This window comes from Pseudarthrobacter cellobiosi (genome assembly GCF_023913755.1).
GTDB classification, from domain to species: Bacteria; Actinomycetota; Actinomycetes; order Actinomycetales; family Micrococcaceae; genus Arthrobacter; species Arthrobacter cellobiosi.
In genome coordinates this window covers 262763-282508 of the sequence record NZ_JAMXBJ010000050.1, presented here as the reverse complement: position 1 = coordinate 282508, position 19746 = coordinate 262763, and the positions used below count along the sequence as shown (strand labels likewise).

Genomic DNA, 19746 nt, shown 5'->3' with positions numbered 1-19746 from the left:
GTCTCTCCTGTGGGGTTGACGGACTCCTGCGGACCGGACCGTCCAGCCAGGCCTGCCGGCCGGAATGCCGGGCGTCAGTGGTTGGCGGAAATGCTCTCCAGCTGCAGTGCCTTGGCCGTTGCCGTCTCGAGTTCTGCGGCCAGATCCGGATTCTCATCCAGCTTCACGCCGTAGCCCGGCATCATGGCCTTGAGCTTGCCCTGCCAGCCCTTGAAGTTTTTGGGGAAGGACTTCTGCAGCAGCTCAATCATGATGGGCACCGCTGTGGATGCGCCGGGCGACGCACCCAAAAGCGCCCCGATGGTGCCGTCGCGGCCGGCGATGACTTCCGTGCCGAACTGCAGCACGCCGCCGCGCTTCGGGTCTTTTTTGATGATCTGCACACGCTGGCCGGCGGTGATCAGCTCCCAGTCGCCGTCCTTGGCTTCGGGGTAGTACTCGCGCAGCGCTTCCACCTTGTCGCCGTGGCGCTTGGCCACCTCTTTAACGAGGTATGCCGTGAGGTCCATGTTGTCCTTGGCCACGGCAAGCATCGGGATGATGTTGCTGGGCCGGATGGACAACGGCAGGTCAAGGTACGAGCCGTTCTTCAGGAAGTTGGTGGAGAAGCCGGCGTAGGGGCCGAACAGGAGCGAACGCTTCCCGTCGACGTAGCGGGTGTCCAGGTGCGGGACCGACATGGGCGGCGCGCCCACCGAAGCCTGGCCATAGACCTTGGCGCTGTGTTGGGCGGAGAGCTTTTCGTCGGTGCAGCGGAAGAACTGGCCGGACACGGGGAACCCGCCGTAGCCCTTGCTTTCGGGAATACCGGAGGCCTGGAGGAGGTGAAGCGCGCCGCCGCCGGCACCCACAAAAACAAACTTGGCGTGGATCTTGCCGTGTTCCCCGGAAGCCGGGTGCTTGATCGAAAGGTCCCAGCCGCCGTCGGCGGCCTTCGAGATGCCGCTGACGTCATGGCCGTAATTGATTTCAACGCCGTTGTTCCCGAGGTAGGTGGTCAGCTCACGGGTGAGTGCCCCGAAATCGACGTCGGTCCCCTCCGTTGCCCGGGTGGCGGCGATGCGCTGTTTGGGGTCGCGGCCCTTGACGATCAGCGGTGCCCACTTGGCGATCTTTGCGTGGTCCTCGGAGTACTCCATGCTGCGGAACAGCGTGTGGGACTTGAGCGCTTCGTAGCGGGTCTTGAGGAACTGGGTGTTGTCCTCGCCGATGACAAAGCTCATGTGCGGGACGGTGTTGATGAAGCCCTTCGGCGAGCCGATCAGGGATTCTTCCACAAGGTGGGACCAGAACTGGCGGGACAGCTGGAACTGTTCGTTGATGAGCAGGGCCTTGGCCGGGTTCACCGAGCCGTCTTTGGCTGCGGGGGAGTAGTTGAGTTCGCACAGGGCAGCATGGCCCGTTCCGGCGTTGTTCCAGGGGTCGGAGCTTTCCAGCCCGGGCTGATCCAGGCGTTCGAACAGGGAGATGGTCCAGTTCGGTTCAAGCTGCTTGATGAATGCCCCGAGCGTGGCGCTCATGATGCCGCCGCCAATCAGTACGACGTCGGCATGTTGGGTCTTGGATATGAAGGTCACAATCAGTCTCCGATAGCAGCGGCTCTGGCTGTCAAAGAATATCCCCGGGCGGCCCGCTTACTGAAATTGGGCCGGGCCGTCAAGGCTTTAGCTGTACCTTTGTGAAAACTTCACTCAGTACCGGGGACGCCGGGTAGCTGCTGACGCGGTCCGAGAGTGCGAGGGCCGAGATGGGGAAGGCGATGGGAACCGCCGGCACAGTGGCCGCGATCTGGGCGTTGATGGTGTGGTACTGCTCGTCGCGTTCCTTGCCGGCGGGGAGGCCACGGGCGCGGTTGATCTTGGAAAAGACCTGCGGGTCCTGGTAGCCGAATTCGCCGTTCTTTTCGCCGAACAGCGGGCCCACAAAGTTATCGGCATCGGCATACGCGCCGTTCCAGCCGAGCAGGTGGAGCCCATGGTCTCCGGGTGACTGCACTTTCTGGAGATAGCCCTCAGACCAGTCCACCGGGACAGGTTTGATGTTAAAGCCGACGGCGGTCAGTTGCCTGCTGATTTCGGCGTAGATTTTCTCCGGCGTGGGCAGATAGGGTCGGGTGGCGTTGAGTGGATAGTAGAACCTGAGCTCTTCCCCGGTGTAGCCAGCCTCGGTCAGGTAGGCCTTGGCTTTGACAGGGTCGTGGCCCAGTGCGGGAGCGTCATTATTGAAACCGCTGATCTTGGGCGGGACGAACTGTGAGGCTTTGGCGGTGTTGTCGATGAAGAACTTGCGGATCAGGGTTTCCTTATCGATGGCCAGCTCAATGGCCTGCCTGACCTTTTGGTTCTGCAACACCGGAATTTCCTGGTTGATGCCCAGGTACATCACCGAGAAGGGATCACGCTGGACGATCTGCATGCCCCGCTTGACCAGTTGATCGAAGTTGCCCACCGTGACGGCGTCGTAGCCGTCGATCTTGCCGTCCAGGAGGGCCTGAAGCCGCGTCTGGGGGTGGTCGTACGTGACGAAATTAATGGTGGAGATCTGCCCGCGGTCACCCCAGTAGTCTTTGTGGCTGACGAGCCGGACGCTGGCTTCGTCCCAGGCGGCCAGGCTGAACGGTCCGGTGCCGACGGGGTTGGTGGCGAACCGCGAGACCGGGTTTCCGCCACGGGTCTGATCCAGGACATCCGCTGTGCCCGTGGTGAGGGCTGCCGGGGACGCGATGGCGAATGCCGGCAGGGTGAGCGCCTGAAGGAACGCGGTGAAGCGCTGGGTCAGGTCGATCCGGACAGTGTCGGCGGAAAGGGCCGTGCAGCTCTTGAAAATGGAGAGCGCAGCGTCGTCGGAATGTGCCTTGAACACGCTCTTGAAGGAGCTTCCCGGCGCTTGGCGCCGCAGTTCCGCCGAGAAGGCGAACCAGCGGTTGAAGTTGGCACACACGGCGTCGGCGTTGAAGGGCGTGCCGTCCTGGAACGAGACGCCGCTGCGGAGTTTGAACGTGTACGAGCGGCCTTCGTTTTCTTCGGACCATTCCGTGGCCAGCAGCGGCGTGGGTTTTCCGGTGGTCTGGTCCACACCCACGAGGCCTTCGAGGATCTGCCGGGTGATCCGGTAGCTTTCCACGTCGCTCGAGAGCGCAGGGTCCAGGCCCAAGGGCTGGGACGCCGTGCCGAAAGTGAACGTTTCGGTGGGCTGAGCGCCGGCGGGCGCCGTTGAGGGTGACGTTGGTGAAGGCGACGGCGAAGGGATGCCGGTACAGGATGTCAGGCCTAACGCCATAAAAACGGCGCCGGTCTTGATGACCGTTCGCCGCGAAGTACTGCTGGGCACTCGTCGATCACCTCTGGCTGCTTCTGGCCGGCGCCGCCGACTGCGGGCCAAGGACACAGTCTAGTTGACACACCCCGGTGCTCCCTGGACACACGCCAGAGGCCTGTTCCGGTTGCGGAACAGGCCTCTGGCTTGAAAGCGGGACTACTTGGGCATCAGCACCGAGTCGATCAGGTAAACGGTGGCGTTCTTGGTCTGGACGCCGCCGCAGATCACGCTGGCGCCATCAACCATGAGGGCATCCTTGCTGCCGGTCACAGTGACTGATCCGCCCTGGACCGTGGCGTGTGTGCCGGCGATCTTGTCCGGGGTGATCTGGCCGGGGACCACGTGGTAGGTCAGGATCTTGCTGAGCAGGGCATCGTCAGTCTTGAGCGTTTCAATGGTGGCGGCATCGATCTTGGCGAAGGCGTCATCCACCGGAGCGAAGACCGTGAACTCGCCGCCGTTCAGGGTGTCAACCAAGTCAACCTTCGGGTTCAGCTTGCCGGAGACAGCTGCCGTGAGGGTGGTCAGGATGGGGTTGTTGGATGCCGCGACCGCTACCGGGTCAAGGGCCATCCCGGCAACCGAGCCTGCCCCGGTGGGGACCTTCTCGGCGTAGCCGGCGCAGCCTGCGCCAACGAGGTTTGCGGCCGGATCCATGGCAGCAGCACTGGCGGACGGTGACGGAGCCATCTTGGTCGCCGACGGTGCGGCGGCCGGAGCGGAGGAGCTCGGGGTTGTGGTTGCGGTTCCACCGCAGGCGGTGAGGCTCAGCAGGGCTGCAGCTGCAACGCCTGCGACGGTGAAGGATGTGCGCTTGAATGACTGCATTTCGGTTCTCCTTGTTTTTTGGTTTCTGCCGATTTCTTGCCTGCTGCAGACGTTGTGCCTGCCGCGTGGGCCTTTTCCGACTGTTGGGCACCAGCCCTTGGCTGGTGTCTCAATGGGTATTCGGCCGGAGCATGGAAGCGGATGGGTGGATCGCCAAAAGTTTTTAATTTCGCGCCAAACCGGGGGAGAATGCCGTGGCTGGGACACTTAAATGACAGAGATCCCGGGCCTTTGGGCCCGGGATCTCTGTGTAAGTGTGCGCAAGGGGGGACTTGAACCCCCACGCCCGAAGGCACAGGAACCTAAATCCTGCGTGTCTGCCAATTTCACCACTCGCGCTTGGCAGTTGCCGCCGTTGTCTCAACCTTGGCCAGATGGCCTACGGATAAAAACGTACGACGGCGGATGCCAGTTTCCATTGTAGCCTCGGGCCGGCGGGGTTCCGGTCAGCCGGTTCCTGCCGTGCGTTCCGGTCAGCCGGTTCCTGCCGTGCGTTCCGGCCGCCTATTCACGCGTAATGCGTTACGCGTCCAGTTTGAGGTCGCGCCGGAGTTTTGCCACGTGGCCGGTGGCCCGGACGTTGTATTGAGCCAATGCCACTTTTCCGTCGGGATCGATCACCACGGTGCTGCGGATCAGTCCCTCATAGGTCCGTCCGTAGTTCTTCTTTTCGCCCCAGGCACCATAGGCTTCGGCCACGGCATGGTCCTCGTCCGAAAGCAACGGAAAGCTAAGGTCCTCGTTGGCGGCAAAGGCAGCCAGTTTGTCCACAGAATCGGGGGAGACGCCCAGGACCCGATAGCCGGCCGACGTGAAGGACGCCAGGCTGTCACGGAAATCGCACGCCTGTTTGGTGCAGCCGGGGGTGGCGGCGGCCGGGTAGAAGTAGACGATGGTGCTGCCGCCGTGACGGGAAGCAAGGCTGACGTCCTTACCCGACGAGTCCTTCAGGATGAAGCCGGGCGCTACGTCACCGGTCAAGAGTCTGTCAGCCACTGTTAATCTCCTCGTTGCAGGCGGAACACACCATTTTAGTAAGCATCCAGGACCGGTGCTAACCAGCCTTAGCTATACTTGCTGGTATGCCTGACATGGATCGCTGGCCCACTGGGCGCCTATTGTCCACTGCGGCACGCCTCGTAGAACACTCCTGGAACGAAAAGCTAAGCGCCATCGGACTGACGCACGCCGGCGTGATCGCTATCGAAGTCCTCTCAGCGCAAGGGCCTATGACACAAGCCCAACTCGCCCAATATGTGCGCGTTCAGGCCCAGACCATGGGTAAGACCCTGAGCCGGTTGGAGTCCCACGGCCACATTGCCCGCGTCCGCAGCACCTCGGACCGCCGCAGCCAGGTGGTGTCCCTCACCGACAGCGGCCGGGAAGCCGCAGCCGCAGCCGTTGAGATGGAACGCTCGGTGCTCGCCGCGGCAACCATTGACCCTGACGCCCTGCGGCAGGAGCTCCAGGCCGTGGTCCGGGAGCTGGCAAGCCAGTTCGCCTCGCCGTCAACCCGCGCCCTGGTGGACGGTGCCCCGCTCGGCTAGCAATCCCGTAATCCGGGAAAACCCCTTCGGCATCCCCGCTGCGAAGTTCCGCAGTGGTGGTGCCGGATTTTTTATCTTCTACGGCCACAAACAAAAAAGCCCCTGGCCGCGTTTCCGCGTGCCAGGGGCTGTTTTTCCCTTGGTGCACCCCCCGGGACTTGAACCCGGAACCCATTGATTAAGAGTCAATTGCTCTGCCAATTGAGCTAGAGGTGCATCTTTTATGTGGTGACCTTCCGGGCTTTTTCTTTCCCGGTTGATCTCCGCAACGACATGAAACTCTACACGAACTTCCGACCCATGTGAAATCGGAGCCGCTGGGGCCTGCAGGTTCAGCCGGGCGGGGCCAGAACCAGCACGAAATCAGGGTTTTTGTTGTTAGTAAGCAGCCAGAAGCCGCCGTCGGGAGTCCGGATGACGTCCCGGATCCTGCCGTATTCCCGTGTGAAATAGGCCACAGGAGCGCTTGCCTCCTCACCGGACAGGGACACCGTCCAGAGGCGTTGGCCGCGCAGGGCGCCGAGGTAGGCGGTCGACCCGACAATTTCCAGGCCGCTGGGTGAGGAGTCCGCCGTCGAAGGCCACACCACCTTCGCGTCCCGGAAGCCCTCCCGGTGCGGTGCCCCGGTTACTGCGGGCCAACCGTAGTTGCCTCCCGGCTCGATGAGGTTGAGCTCGTCGTTGACGTCGGGGCCGAATTCGCTGGCCCAGAGCCGGCCGGCACTGTCCCAGGCCAGTCCCTGGACGTTTCGGTGCCCCAGGCTGTACACGGCATTGCCGAACGGGTTGCCAGGTGCGGGGTCACCCTCCGGAGTCAGCCGCAGGATCTTTCCGCCCAGCGCATTCGGGTCCTGCGGCTGATCCCGGCGCTGGGAGTCTCCCGTGCCCACGTACAGGAACCCGTCCGGGCCGAACCGCATCCGGCCGCCGTTGTGTGTGGGCGCCTTCGGGATTCCGGAAAAGAGCACCTCGGGGTCGCCAAGGTTCAGGGATCCGTCAGGCTGTTCCGTCAGCTTCAGCCGGGCGATGCGGTTGTCCTGTGCAGAGGTGAAGTACAGGTAAAGGTAGTTGTCGGACGGAAAGCCGGGGGAGAGGGCGAGACCCAGCAAGCCTCCCTCACCGCCAGGAGCAACGCCGGGGACCTGGCCGATGGTGGTCGCCCTGCCATCACGGACAGCCTTCAGCTGAGCTGAGTCACGCTCGGAGATGATGGCGGTCCCGTTCGGCAGGAATACCGCGGCCCAGGGAATGTCGAGCTGGAGATCGAGCCGCGCCACTACCTTCGGCGGCGTGGCGTTTCCTGTGCCCGTCGCGATTTCCGTGCCGGTACCGGTTCCGGCCCCTGTGATGCTGCCGGTGGGAGCGTCGTTGGCGTCCCCCGTGCAGCCCGAGAGCAGCAGGGCCAAGCCCACTGCGAAGGCGCCTGCGGTGGGCTTGGCCGCCGCAAAGGCCCGAAAGGGCGCCTGCGTCCAGTCAGCTGCGGGTGCGCCGGGGAGCCCGGAAACCGGCAGCTTCCGCATGGGCCGCCGACTCAAACCAGACGTCGGCTGTCGTCTGCTCATAGTCAGGATGCCCCGCCTCGTAATAGACCATCGTTCCGGCGTCGGCCTTGACGTCGAAATCCGCCGGGCCGCTGCCGTCCGGGCCGGGCGACGCGGAACCGGCGCCGTAGGGCTGGTCCGCGGCCAGATGCCCCGTCGGTTCCGGTGGTGCAGCTTCGTAGTCCGCCACGGCTGCAGGCTCCGTGGTCCGGGCTTCCGCAGCCTCTCTGGATACTGCAGCCTCCGTGGATCCTGCAGCTTGCACGGGAGCCGTGCTTGCCGCGTGCGGGGCTGAATCGGCTGCGGCCACTTCGGGTTGCGTTTCAGCGGCTTCGGCTTCGGCTTCCGCAGCGGCCGTTTCGGCGCCGGGCAGCGTGGGCGCATGGGGCTCCGTATATTCCGGGTGATGCACAAATCCGCTGCCCTGGGCCGGTGGCGCCTCGGGCGTTGGGGTGTCGGCAAACACGGTGGACGCTTCGCCTGCCGGCCGGTGGCTGGCGGCGGGTGGTGTTGGCGCGGTTGCCTCGGACCACTGGGTTTCCCACTCAGCTTCGTCTGCCTGCCGGCTCACACTCTCCTGGCTGCCAGGTTCCTGGGCTGCTAGCGACTCCGGGCGAGCCGGCTCCTCTTGCCCAGCCGGCCGCTCCGGTCGGCCGGGTTCCCCAGAGCCAGCCGACTCTGGGGTTGACAGTTCTTCGGCGACCGGGCGTTTCGGTGCATCAGCTGCAGCGGTAACTGCGGGACCAGTAGTGTCTGTGACACCAGCGGTATATGCGGCACCAGCAGTAACAGTGGAACCGGCAACGTTGGGCTCAACGCCGGCGTCGTGCCCGACGATGGTGTCCTTTTCCACGCTAGGTTCTCCAAGGCCGGCCTTGTGCTCACCGCCGGCTTCCCGGGGTTCTGCCGTGCTGGACCGCACGGGCGCCTCGTCCGCCGTCGTCGGTGGCGCCGGCTCAGCAGCGCCGAAGCCCGCAGCACTGGGGATGCCCGCCGTGCCGGCGGCTTCCGCCGAGGCGGCTGCGCTTCCTCCGGCGAGCCCGCCGTCCGTCCGGATCGGCGTGGAGTCGCTGGTGCTCGAGGAGCTGCTGCGGTTTAGCAGCCACCACACGACGCCTACGATCAGCACGATGAGGATAATCCAGAAGACAAAATCCATAGCAGGGCCCTTCAGTCCGGATGGCATGGTTGCCGTTCCCTGACGGTACGTCGGCGCGAACGGGGCTGTCTAGGTTCCGGCAGGCCGGTAAGGGTCCGTCTCAGGATTTGAGACGAGCGTCCACTCTTTGATCGAAATATTCCTGAAAATGAGCCAAACGGGCTGTTCGAGTCGTTGGCGTCCCGATCGGAGTCATAGACTTTGACCCATGAGTGAGGACACCCAAACAGCAACCGAGAACAAGATTGACATCAAGCCCCGCAGCCGGGTCGTCACCGACGGGATCCATGCCGCCCCCGCGCGCGGCATGTTCCGCGCCGTCGGCATGGGCGATGACGACTTCGCGAAGCCCCAGATCGGCGTTGCGAGTTCTTGGAATGAAATCACTCCATGCAACCTCTCCCTGAACCGGCTTGCCCAGGGCGCCAAGGAAGGCGTCCACGCAGGCGGCGGTTTCCCCATGCAGTTCGGCACCATCTCGGTCTCCGATGGCATCTCTATGGGCCACGAAGGCATGCACTTCTCCCTCGTTTCCCGTGAGGTCATCGCCGACTCCGTCGAGACCGTGATGCAGGCTGAGCGCATCGACGGCTCCGTATTGCTGGCCGGTTGCGACAAGTCCCTGCCCGGCATGCTCATGGCTGCCGCGCGCCTGGACCTCGCCAGCGTGTTCCTCTATGCCGGCTCCATCATGCCTGGCTGGGTCAAGCTTGAGGACGGCTCCGAAAAGGAAGTCACCCTCATTGATGCCTTCGAAGCCGTCGGTGCATGCGCCGCGGGCAAGATGAGCCTCGAAGACCTGACCCGCATCGAAAAGGCCATCTGCCCCGGCGAAGGCGCCTGCGGTGGTATGTACACCGCTAACACCATGGCCTGCATCGGCGAAGCCCTGGGCATGTCCCTCCCCGGCTCCGCCGCCCCGCCCTCGGCCGACCGCCGTCGTGATGAATTTGCCCGCAAGTCCGGCGAGGCAGTGGTCAACCTGCTCCGCCTTGGCATCACCGCCCGGGACATCATGACCAAGAAGGCGTTCGAAAACGCCATCGCCGTCACCATGGCATTCGGTGGCTCCACCAACGCCGTCCTGCACCTGCTCGCCATCGCCCGCGAAGCTGAAGTCGAGCTGAACCTGGAGGACTTCAACCGCATCGGCGACAAGATCCCGCACCTGGGTGACCTGAAGCCCTTCGGCCGCTACGTCATGACGGACGTTGACAAGATCGGCGGCGTGCCGGTGATCATGCGCGCACTGCTCGACGCCGGTCTGCTGCACGGCGACTGCCTCACCGTCACGGGCAAGACCGTGGCCGAGAACCTCGCTGCGATCAACCCGCCGGACCTGGACGGCAAGATCCTCCGTGCCATGGACAACCCGATCCACAAGACCGGCGGCATCACTATCCTGCACGGCACGATGGCTCCCGAGGGTGCTGTGGTGAAGAGTGCCGGCTTCGACGCCGACGTCTTCGAGGGCACCGCCCGCGTCTTCGAGCGTGAGCAGGGTGCCCTGGCCGCCCTGGATGATGGCCTGATCAAGGCCGGCGACGTTGTGGTCATCCGCTACGAAGGCCCCAAGGGCGGCCCCGGCATGCGCGAGATGCTCGCCATCACGGGCGCCATCAAGGGCGCTGGGCTGGGCAAGGACGTCCTGCTCCTCACAGACGGCCGCTTCTCCGGCGGAACCACCGGCCTCTGCATCGGCCACGTGGCACCGGAAGCTGTCGACGGCGGCCCCATCGCCTTCGTCAAGGACGGGGACCGGATCCGCGTGGACATCGCCGCCCGCAGCTTCGACCTGCTGGTTGATGAGGCCGAACTCGAATCCCGCAAGATCGGCTGGGAGCCCCTCCCGGCCAAGTTCACCAAGGGTGTGCTGGCCAAGTACGCCAAGTTGGTCCACAGCGCCTCCACGGGCGCATACTGCGGGTAGCACGGTTTCGTTCCTCAACCTCCGGCCGCTGGTTGAGCCCAACTAGGTAGCAGTAACTGTCGTTATGAGCGCTCATAACGACAGTTACTGCGACCCAGTTGGGGAACGTGGCCAACCAGTGGACAATGGAGTCCACACTGTGAGATGCGCACAGTCCTCGTTGACATGTATCTCACACAGAGGGAAAACTGAACGCATGATCGCATTCGTTACCAGCTGCGCCGCTGCAGATGCAGCCGTCGTCCTTACCAAGCGCGTGGCTAACTAGCCCGACTGGTAACGAACCGTCACGCGCAACCCCTCGAAAAGCCGCCAGGCTGAGGGGTTTTTTTATTTCCCGCATTTCCAAGTACACAGATGATCCACAAGGAAGAGTCCGATGAGCAAAGGATCGCCGATCAGCCCCTCGCTGATGGCTACTAAGTCCGCTGGAGCCCCCAAGGCTCCGGAACGCGCCGACCGTACGGCTGACCAGCCCGCCGTCGTCGCTGATCTTGCCGCTGTCTCTCCTGTCCTTGGGCCGAACAACGTTGTACCCCCAACGGTGATGACCGGCTCGCAAGCTATTGTCCGCTCGCTCGAAGAACTCGGCGTCGACGATATTTTTGGTTTGCCTGGTGGCGCGATCCTGCCTACCTATGACCCCTTGATGGCCTCCAGCATGAATCACGTACTGGTCCGTCACGAACAGGGAGCCGGCCACGCCGCGCAAGGCTATGCCATGGTTACCGGTCGGGTGGGCGTCTGTATCGCCACCTCGGGCCCCGGTGCCACCAACCTCGTTACCCCCATCATGGATGCCCACATGGACTCCGTGCCGCTGGTGGCCATCACCGGCCAGGTCTCCAGCGGCGTGATTGGCACCGATGCCTTCCAGGAAGCCGACATTGTTGGCATCACCATGCCGATCACCAAGCATTCGTTCCTGGTGACCGACCCCAACGACATCCCGCACGTTATGGCAGAGGCGTTCCACCTGGCCTCCTCTGGACGTCCCGGCCCGGTGCTCGTAGACATTGCAAAGGACGCCCAGCAGGGTCAGATGACCTTCTCCTGGCCGCCGAAGATCGACCTCCCCGGCTACCGCCCGGTGACGCGCGGCCACAACAAGCAGGTCCGCGAAGCAGCCAAGCTGATCGCCGCGGCCACCAAGCCGGTGCTGTACGTGGGCGGCGGCGTGGTCAAGGCACACGCCTCCAAGGAACTCCGCGAACTGGCTGAACTGACCGGCGCCCCCGTTGTCACTACCCTGATGGCGCGCGGCGTGTTCCCCGATTCCCACCCGCAGCACGTGGGCATGCCGGGTATGCACGGCACCGTTTCCGCGGTCACGGCGCTGCAGCAGTCCGATCTGCTCATCACCCTCGGAGCCCGCTTCGATGACCGGGTGACCGGCATCCTGAAGTCCTTCGCGCCGAACGCCAAGGTGATCCACGCGGATATTGACCCCGCCGAAATCTCCAAGAACCGCACCGCCGACGTGCCGATCGTGGGATCCGTCAAGGAAATCATCCCCGAGCTCACCGAGGCTGTCCGCTCACAGTTCGAATCCGCCGGCACGCCGGACCTCACCACCTGGTGGGCGTTCCTTAACAACCTTAAGGAAACCTACCCACTGGGCTGGACCGAGCCGGAGGACGGGCTCAGCGCCCCGCAGCGCGTCATCGAACGCATCGGCGCGCTGACCGGCCCTGAAGGCATCTACGTTGCCGGCGTTGGCCAGCACCAAATGTGGGCCGCGCAGTTCATCAAGTACGAGCGCCCGCACGCCTGGCTGAACTCAGGCGGCGCCGGCACAATGGGCTATGCCGTACCGGCTGCCATGGGCGCCAAGGTGGGGGAGCCGGACCGTGTGGTCTGGGCCATCGACGGCGACGGCTGCTTCCAGATGACCAACCAGGAACTGGCCACCTGCGCCATCAACAAGATCCCCATCAAGGTTGCCATCATCAACAACTCCTCGCTGGGCATGGTCCGCCAGTGGCAGACCCTGTTCTACGAGGGCCGCTACTCCAACACGGACCTCAACACCGGCCACGAAACCGTGCGGATCCCGGACTTCGTCAAGCTGGGGGAGGCCTACGGCTGCGCTTCCTTCCGCTGCGAGCGGGACGAGGATATTGATGCCACCATCCAGAAGGCCCTCGAAATCAATGACCGCCCCGTGGTCATCGACTTCGTGGTGAGCCCCGACTCCATGGTGTGGCCAATGGTGCCCGCCGGCGTGAGCAACGACCAGATCCAGGTTGCCCGCAACATGACCCCGGAATGGGAAGAGGAGGACTGAACATGACCCGCCACACACTGTCCGTTCTGGTTGAAGACAAGCCCGGTGTACTGACCCGCGTCGCGAGCCTCTTTGCCCGACGCGCCTTTAACATCAACTCCCTGGCCGTCGGCCCGACGGAAGTTCCGGGCATGTCCCGGATGACCGTCGTCGTCGACGCCGACGGTGACCTGATTGAACAGGTCACCAAACAGCTCAATAAGCTGGTCAACGTGATCAAGATTGTTGAGCTCACCTCCGAATCTTCCGTGCAGCGAGACCACATCCTGGTCAAGGTACGTGCGGATGCCGCGACTCGTCTGCAGGTGACCCAGGCTGCAGACCTGTTCCGTGCTTCAGTGGTTGACGTCTCCACAGACTCCGTCGTCATTGAAGCAACAGGCCACCCCGAAAAGCTCACGGCGCTGCTCTCAGTGCTTGAGCCCTTCGGCATCCGCGAAATTGTGCAGTCCGGCACCCTGGCCGTTGGACGGGGATCCCGCTCCATGAGTGACAGGGCTTTGCGCAGCGCTTAGTTAAGGCGGGGCACGGCCCCACCTGCGGCGCAATGCCCGTGCAGTACCGCAACACCCCAGACTAATTACCCAGTGAATCACTCAAGAGGAGTTACCCAAGTGACTGAAATGTTCTACGACGACGACGCCGACCTGTCGATCATCCAGGGTCGTAAGGTCGCCATTGTTGGCTATGGCTCCCAGGGCCACGCCCACGCGCTGAACCTGCGCGACTCCGGCGTCGAGGTTGTCATCGCCCTCAAGGAAGGCTCGAAGTCGATCGCCAAGGCCGAAGAAGCCGGCTTCAAGGCCCTGACCGTTTCCGACGCCGCCGAATGGGCCGACGTCATCATGATCCTGGCACCGGACCAGCACCAGCGCTCGATCTACAACGACTCCATCAAGGACAAGCTGACCCCAGGCAAGGCACTCGCCTTCGCCCACGGCTTCAACATCCGCTTCGGCTACATCGAGGCACCTGAGGGCGTTGACGTCATCCTGATCGCTCCGAAGGCTCCCGGCCACACCGTGCGCCGCGAATTCGAAGCAGGCCGTGGCATCCCGGACATCATCGCCGTGGAGCAGGACGCCTCCGGCGCAGCCTGGGACCTGGCCAAGTCCTACGCCAAAGCCATCGGCGGCACCCGCGCCGGCGTCATCAAGACCACCTTCACCGAAGAGACCGAAACCGACCTCTTCGGCGAGCAGGCTGTCCTGTGCGGCGGCGTGTCCCAGCTGGTCCAGTACGGCTTCGAGACACTGACCGAGGCCGGCTACCAGCCGGAGATCGCCTACTTCGAGGTGCTTCACGAGCTCAAGCTCATCGTTGACCTCATGTGGGAAGGCGGCATCGCCAAGCAGCGCTGGAGCGTTTCCGACACCGCAGAGTACGGCGACTACGTCTCCGGCCCGCGCGTCATCACCCCCGACGTGAAGGAAAACATGCAGGCTGTCCTCGCCGACATCCAGAGCGGCGCGTTCGCCAAGCGCTTCATCGACGACCAGGACAACGGCGGCGAAGAGTTCAAGGCCCTGCGTGCCAAGGCTGAGCAGCACCCGATCGAGGCCGTTGGCCGCGAATTGCGCTCCCTGTTCGCCTGGCAGCAGACGGACGAGGACTACGTAGAGGGCTCCGCAGCCCGCTAAGTCTGCTGTGCGGGTGCTCCTCGGGGTGCCATCATGAGGCCGGGTTCACTTAACAATGTGAGCCCGGCCTTTCCGTCCGCCTAGACTTGTTCCATCCCAAGGACTGCAACGCAGAGGATCACTCGTGTCAAAACCCGTAGTACTGCTCGCCGAAGAACTTTCGCCCGCCACCATCGAGGCCCTCGGCCCGGACTTCGAGATCCGCCAGACTGACGGCTCCGACCGGTCCCAGCTGCTCGCCGCCATCGCGGACGTGGACGCCATCCTGGTCCGCTCCGCCACCCACCTGGACGCCGAAGCCATTGCCGCCGCGAAGAACCTCAAGGTCATCGCCCGCGCCGGCGTTGGCCTGGACAACGTTGACATTAAAGCCGCCACACAGGCCGGCGTGATGGTGGTCAACGCCCCGACTTCGAACATCATTTCGGCAGCGGAACTGACGGTGGGCCACATCCTGAGCCTCGCACGCCACATCCCGCAGGCCAGCTCCGCGCTGAAAAACGGTGAATGGAAGCGCTCCAAGTACACCGGCATCGAACTATTCGAGAAGAAGATCGGCATCATCGGCCTGGGCCGCATCGGCGCCCTCGTTGCTGCCCGCCTCCAGGGCTTCGACACCGAAATCCTCGCCTACGATCCGTACATCACCTCGGCCCGCGCCGCGCAGCTCGGAGTCAAGCTCGTCACCCTCGATGAACTGCTGAGCCAGTCGGACTTCGTTACCATCCACATGCCCAAGACGCCGGAAACCGTCGGCATGCTCGGCGCTGACGCGTTCACCAAGATGAAGTCCACCGCCTACGTGGTCAACGTGGCACGTGGTGGCCTCGTGGACGAAGAGGCTCTCTACGCAGCCCTGCAGGACCGCCAGATCGCCGGCGCAGCCGTGGACGTCTTCGTCAAGGAACCCAGCACGGACCTGCCGTTCTTCGCCCTGGACAACGTGGTGGTCACCCCGCACTTGGGTGCATCCACCGATGAAGCCCAGGAGAAGGCAGGCGTCTCGGTTGCCAAGTCCGTTCGATTGGCGCTGGCCGGCGAACTCGTACCGGATGCCGTGAACGTGGCCGGCGGCGTGATTGCCCCCGACGTCCGTCCGGGCATCCCGCTGATCGAAAAGCTGGGCCGGATCTTCACCGCGCTGACCCATGCCTCCCTGACCCAGATCGACGTCGAGGTGGCCGGCGAGATCGCGGCGCTGGACGTCAAGGTCCTGGAACTGGCCGCGCTCAAGGGCATCTTCGCCGATGTGGTGACCGAACAGGTCTCCTACGTCAACGCCCCGGTTATCGCCGAACAGCGCGGCATCAACGTCCGCCTCATCACGACGGCGGAAGCGGAGGACTACCGCAACGTCCTCACCATCCGGGGTGCTTTGAGCGACGGCAGCCAGATCTCCGTGGCAGGTACGCTCACGGGCCCGAAGCAGGTGGAGAAGCTCGTCGGAGTCAACGGCTACGACGTTGAGATCCCCATCAGCGAGCACCTTGTGGTGGTGGCCTACGCTGACCGGCCGGGTGTGATCGGAACCATCGGACACATCCTGGGTATGAACAACATCAACATTGCCGGCATGCAGGTGGCACGGCAGACGGAAGGCGGCCAGGTTCTGGCACTGCTGACCATCGACAGTTCCGTTCCGCAGCAGGTGCTTGACGCCATCAAGGCAGGCATCGGCGCCGAAATGGTCCGCGAAGTGGACCTCGAGGACTAAGAACCGCACCGCCATCAACTACGCGTGACCGAACCTTAACGTCGGCAACGTATGATTGGCCGGTCTGCTTACAATGGCTAGGTCCTGTTTCAGGACCAGGCCGGCAGACCGGCCAATACTTTTTGCACACCAGGCAGGAAATCCTATATATCCGCCGCCTGCGGATCCCGGTGTGCGCACGCAATCCAGGTTTCAGGGAGCCCAATGAACGCCGTCCAGAGGTTCATCAGAAGCAAAGTGCTGCTGCTGACCGCGGCCATCTTGATCGCAGCCATGTGCTTGTCGGTCCTCGTCCAAGGCCAGTCGCAGGCCGCACTCAACCGAACGGTGGATGAAAACTCGCGGGGTCTCTACGACGTCCTGGTCCAGGCCAAGGCAGGCTCCGGGGCGCTGATGCAGCCGGAGATCGCCAACGGTGGCGGCGGCATCGGCTTCGACCAGCTCGAGAGCATCCGGAAGCTTTCCGGAACGTCCGTGGCGGCCCCCATCAGCCTGGTGTCCCGCGTGACGCAGAACCTGGAAGCGCCACGGCTCGACGCCATGGACTACCTTGGCTACAACTCCGGGCTGGCAGGCACAGCGACCACGGACCAGGCCGCCGGCGCCACAGATCCCAGCAAATGGCCCGCTGCTGAGTCCGTGCTCGGCGATACCCCCAAGAGCTACCGCCTGACCGCCAGTGCCGTCAGCTCCGACGGTGTCTCCGAGCAGACCCTATTCAAGTCCACGGCCGAGGGCAGCCTGGGCAAGGCCAAACTCGTCGAGGAGAAGGCTGCCGGGGGCACCAGCATCCGGATCGCACCACCCGCAGGCGAGACGGGCATCAAATTCCCCGCTCCAGCCGGCGGCTCCGAACATAACCTGTTCAACCTTTCGGTGTCACTGCCCCTGTCTCCCGAAGTGACCGAGTCCGTGGTCGCCGTCGACCCCGTCTCCGAGCGCGCACTGCTCGGCTCGGCGGGCGACTTCCTCGCCCCGCTGGAGAAGGCCCCGCCCGCTGACGCGCGGAACGCCGGAGCCATCGGCCGGCACTTCGAAAGCCTCTTCACCAACGGCATCAGCCTGGAAGAGCTCAACGAGGGCCCTGACTTCCTCGGTGTCAAGCTCAAGTACTGGGCACCGCTGATGACGCAGTACCAGCAGGCGAAGCGCAGCGGACAGCTGACCGCGGACTCGCAGGCCATTCCCCTGGTTGTCCGTTCCGGCACATCCCTGGACCTTAAGTACAACGTGAAGATCGAGGAGATCGACGCCGCGGGCAAGGTTGTCAAGGAAGTCGGCACCGCCACGCGTTCCCTCGGTAAGGACTACCTGCCGTTTGTGTCCAAGGACCCGTTCGCGCTGTCCTGGCCCGGCTCCACCGACCACTCCGGTCTCCTCGGCAGCGCCGGCAACTTCAACCAGGGCCTCTACACCCCGGCTACGTGGAGCACCGACTTCGCTGCCGCGCCGAAGTACACGGACGGCGACGCCGCGGCCAATGGGGCGGTCCAGAAGACCGCCGTTCCCGGCGACTGGGTCACCGTAAACCGCCTGCCGGAGAAGGGTGCCAACGGCGCCCCGGTGGACCAGACCCAGCGTGAGCCTGTGGATGAACGTTCCTACCGGGAAGACCTGGCAACAGGGGAAAAGCTCGCGGCTCCGCTGGCCATGGTCTATGGGACCTTCGACCCCGCGGCTGTCGAGAAGGCCGCCGGCGACGTCAACCGCCTTCCGCTGGGTGGCTACGACCCCACTCCGTTTACCCTCACCAAGGATGCCGAAGGCAAGACAGTCACCGGTACCGAACTCAAGCCTTCACTCAGTGCCACCGGACTGGCGAGCCAGTCGGCCGGTGCCATCACCGACTTCTACGGCCTGGCCGCAGCACGCGGCTACAAGGACAACGCCGCCGTGATCGACGCCGTACGTGTCCGGGCCAAGGCCCCCGGAAGCTGGAAGGAAGCTCAGCCCGACGTCGAAAAGCTCGCCAGCGAGATCCGCGAAATGGGTCTTGAGGCTACTGTTGTGGCCGGTTCCGCCCGTGAGGACGCCAGCATTTTTGTCCCCGGATACTCCAAGGACGACGCCGGCAAGGAGTCAGCGCTGGGCACTGTCCAGCAGTCCTGGGTCCGGCAGAATGCAGCGGACGCAGTCTCCGGCTCCCTCACCGGGACCAACGTGACACTGCTCTTCCTGACGCTGTGCGGAGCCGCGCTGTTGACCGGCGCCTCCACCGTCAGCTACATCCGGAAACGCAAACGCGAAGCCGGAACCCTCCGCGCCATGGGTTGGACCCAGCTGCGCATCAGGAACTGGGTGCTCGAGGAATTCGGTGTCGGCGCTGCGCTGCTCGCGGTAGCCGGGATCATCCTGAGCCTGGCGAGCTGGAGCGTGACCACAGCCATCGTCTCAGCCTCCGTCCTGGTCCTGTATGCGGCAGCGGCCTTCTTCGCCGCCCAACAGCTGCGCCACCGTGATGTGGTGGACCAGGAACCGCAGCACGACGAGCGGCTGATCCCGGTGGACTCCCCGCTGACCTTTGCCAACCGGCAGCTCAGCACGAACAAGTTCAACACTCTGTCCCTGGCCGTCGCAGTCGGCGTGTTCGGCGCCGCGGTGGGCGGGCTGGTGGCCTTGCTCATCGACATTCCCCGTGCCGCCGGAGCGAGCGCCCTCAGCGGACTGGCCGCAGCAAGCGTGGCGCTGCCCAGCATGCTCCTGGCACTTGCCGGCGTCGCAGTGGGGCTGGTCCTGACCTTGGTTACCGGCCGGTTTGAGCTCAACGCCAAACGCCAGTACCTGGGCATCCTTGAGGCCATGGGCTGGAACCCGGACATGCTCCGCCAGGTCCGGCTCTTCGAAAACGCGCTGGTGGGCACGGTGGCCCTGCCGCTGGGCGTCCTGGGCGCGCTGGGCATCGGGCTCCTACTTGCCCCGTATGCCGCGCTATGGGCCGGCGTCGCCGGCCTGGTGGCTGTACTTTGCTGGATACCGATTGCAACGAAAGTGGTCCAATGACAAACGAGACGAATGTTCACCGGAGCCGGAGGTCCGGCTTGGCTGAGGCCCCCCTGCAGACCCGGGCCAACACCATCGTCAAGGCCGCGGACCACGGGACCCCGCTGGAACTGAGCGACATTACCATCCGCTACGGAGGCGGCAAGGGCGGTGCCGAAGCAGTCAGTGTTGTGGAGGGCTTCGACCTCACGCTGCACGCCGGCGAGATGCACTGTGTTGCCGGCCGAAGCGGATCCGGCAAGACCAGCATCCTGACAGTGGGCGCGGGACTGACCCTGCCGACGTCGGGCCGTGTCTTCTGGGAAGGGGATTCCCTCGAAAGCATGGGCGACGACGAAATCGCCGACCGCCGTCGGGCCCTGATCGGTTACGTTGACCAGGGCGGCGCCCTGATCGACGGCATGAGCGCCCTCGAAAACGTGCTCCTGCCGGCCGTGCCCGACGGCGAGGTGGACCAGCGCCGCGACATGGCCAAGGACCTCCTGGACCTGGTGGGCCTGGGCCGCCGGATGCGGCACCGTCCGGCCCAGCTGTCCGGTGGTGAACGCCAGCGTGTGGCGATCGCCCGAGCCCTGATCCTGGGCACGCGCGTCCTGGTGGTTGATGAGCCCACGGCCAGCCTGGACCGGGCCTCCGCCAACCGCATCATCAGCATCCTCAAGGACACCACCTCGGACGGCATCGCAGTACTGGTCGCTTCACACGACCACGAACTGGTCCGCCTGAGCGATACGCTGACTGAACTGATCTAGCCCTACCCCTTCGCACCAAAGGTAACGTCC

14 protein-coding genes and 2 tRNA genes are annotated in these 19746 nt (G+C 64.2%); 8 read left to right on the top strand and 8 right to left on the bottom strand.

Annotation, left to right across the window (positions count from 1 at the left end; all coding sequences use genetic code 11):
* Positions 1 to 74: 74 nt before the first annotated feature.
* The 5 genes from NG696_RS18715 to bcp form a co-directional block, all read right to left on the bottom strand.
* On the bottom strand, positions 75 to 1577 hold the full coding sequence (locus NG696_RS18715) for a malate:quinone oxidoreductase (protein WP_252576343.1): 1503 nt from the start codon (positions 1575 to 1577) through the stop codon (positions 75 to 77).
* Between the two features lie 79 nt (positions 1578 to 1656).
* A complete protein-coding gene (locus NG696_RS18710) occupies positions 1657 to 3330 on the bottom strand; it encodes an ABC transporter substrate-binding protein (RefSeq protein WP_252565233.1) in 1674 nt (557 codons plus the stop codon).
* 144 nt (positions 3331 to 3474) lie between these two features.
* Positions 3475 to 4146: a fasciclin domain-containing protein gene (locus tag NG696_RS18705; protein WP_141140923.1), complete on the bottom strand. Its 672-nt coding sequence runs from the start codon at positions 4144 to 4146 to the stop codon at positions 3475 to 3477.
* Between the two features lie 257 nt (positions 4147 to 4403).
* Positions 4404 to 4485, bottom strand: a tRNA-Leu gene (locus NG696_RS18700).
* 183 nt (positions 4486 to 4668) lie between these two features.
* A complete protein-coding gene (bcp, locus tag NG696_RS18695) occupies positions 4669 to 5142 on the bottom strand; it encodes a thioredoxin-dependent thiol peroxidase (protein WP_252576340.1) in 474 nt (157 codons plus the stop codon).
* Positions 5143 to 5237: 95 nt separating this feature from the next.
* Between bcp and NG696_RS18690 the strand changes: the two genes are divergently transcribed.
* On the top strand, positions 5238 to 5693 hold the full coding sequence (locus NG696_RS18690) for a MarR family winged helix-turn-helix transcriptional regulator (RefSeq protein WP_252565262.1): 456 nt from the start codon (positions 5238 to 5240) through the stop codon (positions 5691 to 5693).
* 140 nt (positions 5694 to 5833) lie between these two features.
* Here NG696_RS18690 and NG696_RS18685 read toward each other — a convergent pair.
* The 3 genes from NG696_RS18685 to NG696_RS18675 all read right to left on the bottom strand — a co-directional run bounded on the left by NG696_RS18685 (position 5834) and on the right by NG696_RS18675 (position 8420).
* Positions 5834 to 5909, bottom strand: a tRNA-Lys gene (locus NG696_RS18685).
* Positions 5910 to 6025: 116 nt separating this feature from the next.
* Complete coding sequence (locus NG696_RS18680) at positions 6026 to 7213, bottom strand: PQQ-dependent sugar dehydrogenase (RefSeq protein ID WP_252576339.1); 1188 nt, start codon at positions 7211 to 7213, stop codon at positions 6026 to 6028.
* Positions 7167 to 8420, bottom strand: a complete 1254-nt coding sequence (locus NG696_RS18675) for a sunset domain-containing protein (RefSeq protein ID WP_252576337.1) — start codon at positions 8418 to 8420, stop codon at positions 7167 to 7169. The genes NG696_RS18680 and NG696_RS18675 overlap by 47 nt, the downstream gene beginning before the upstream one ends.
* A 181-nt stretch (positions 8421 to 8601) precedes the next feature.
* Here NG696_RS18675 and ilvD point away from each other — a divergent pair, with 181 nt between their 5' ends.
* The 7 genes from ilvD (at position 8602) to NG696_RS18640 (ending at position 19716) form a co-directional block, all read left to right on the top strand.
* Positions 8602 to 10323, top strand: coding sequence for a dihydroxy-acid dehydratase (ilvD, locus tag NG696_RS18670; RefSeq protein WP_252576336.1), 1722 nt, complete (start codon positions 8602 to 8604; stop codon positions 10321 to 10323).
* 379 nt (positions 10324 to 10702) lie between these two features.
* Positions 10703 to 12610 (top strand): acetolactate synthase large subunit, encoded by a 1908-nt coding sequence (locus NG696_RS18665; RefSeq protein WP_252566122.1) that lies wholly within the window; start codon positions 10703 to 10705, stop codon positions 12608 to 12610.
* A gap of 2 nt (positions 12611 to 12612) precedes the next feature.
* Entirely contained in the window at positions 12613 to 13125 is a 513-nt protein-coding gene (gene ilvN, locus NG696_RS18660; RefSeq protein ID WP_028271611.1) for an acetolactate synthase small subunit, read from the top strand.
* Positions 13126 to 13224: 99 nt separating this feature from the next.
* A complete protein-coding gene (gene ilvC, locus NG696_RS18655) occupies positions 13225 to 14250 on the top strand; it encodes a ketol-acid reductoisomerase (RefSeq protein ID WP_252566118.1) in 1026 nt (341 codons plus the stop codon).
* A gap of 124 nt (positions 14251 to 14374) precedes the next feature.
* A complete protein-coding gene (gene serA / locus NG696_RS18650) occupies positions 14375 to 15964 on the top strand; it encodes a phosphoglycerate dehydrogenase (protein WP_252566116.1) in 1590 nt (529 codons plus the stop codon).
* Positions 15965 to 16168: 204 nt separating this feature from the next.
* Positions 16169 to 18964, top strand: a complete 2796-nt coding sequence (locus tag NG696_RS18645; RefSeq protein WP_252576333.1) for an ABC transporter permease — start codon at positions 16169 to 16171, stop codon at positions 18962 to 18964.
* Entirely contained in the window at positions 18961 to 19716 is a 756-nt protein-coding gene (locus NG696_RS18640; protein ID WP_160671852.1) for an ABC transporter ATP-binding protein, read from the top strand. Before NG696_RS18645 ends, NG696_RS18640 begins: the two co-directional genes overlap by 4 nt.
* Positions 19717 to 19746: the final 30 nt, after the last annotated feature.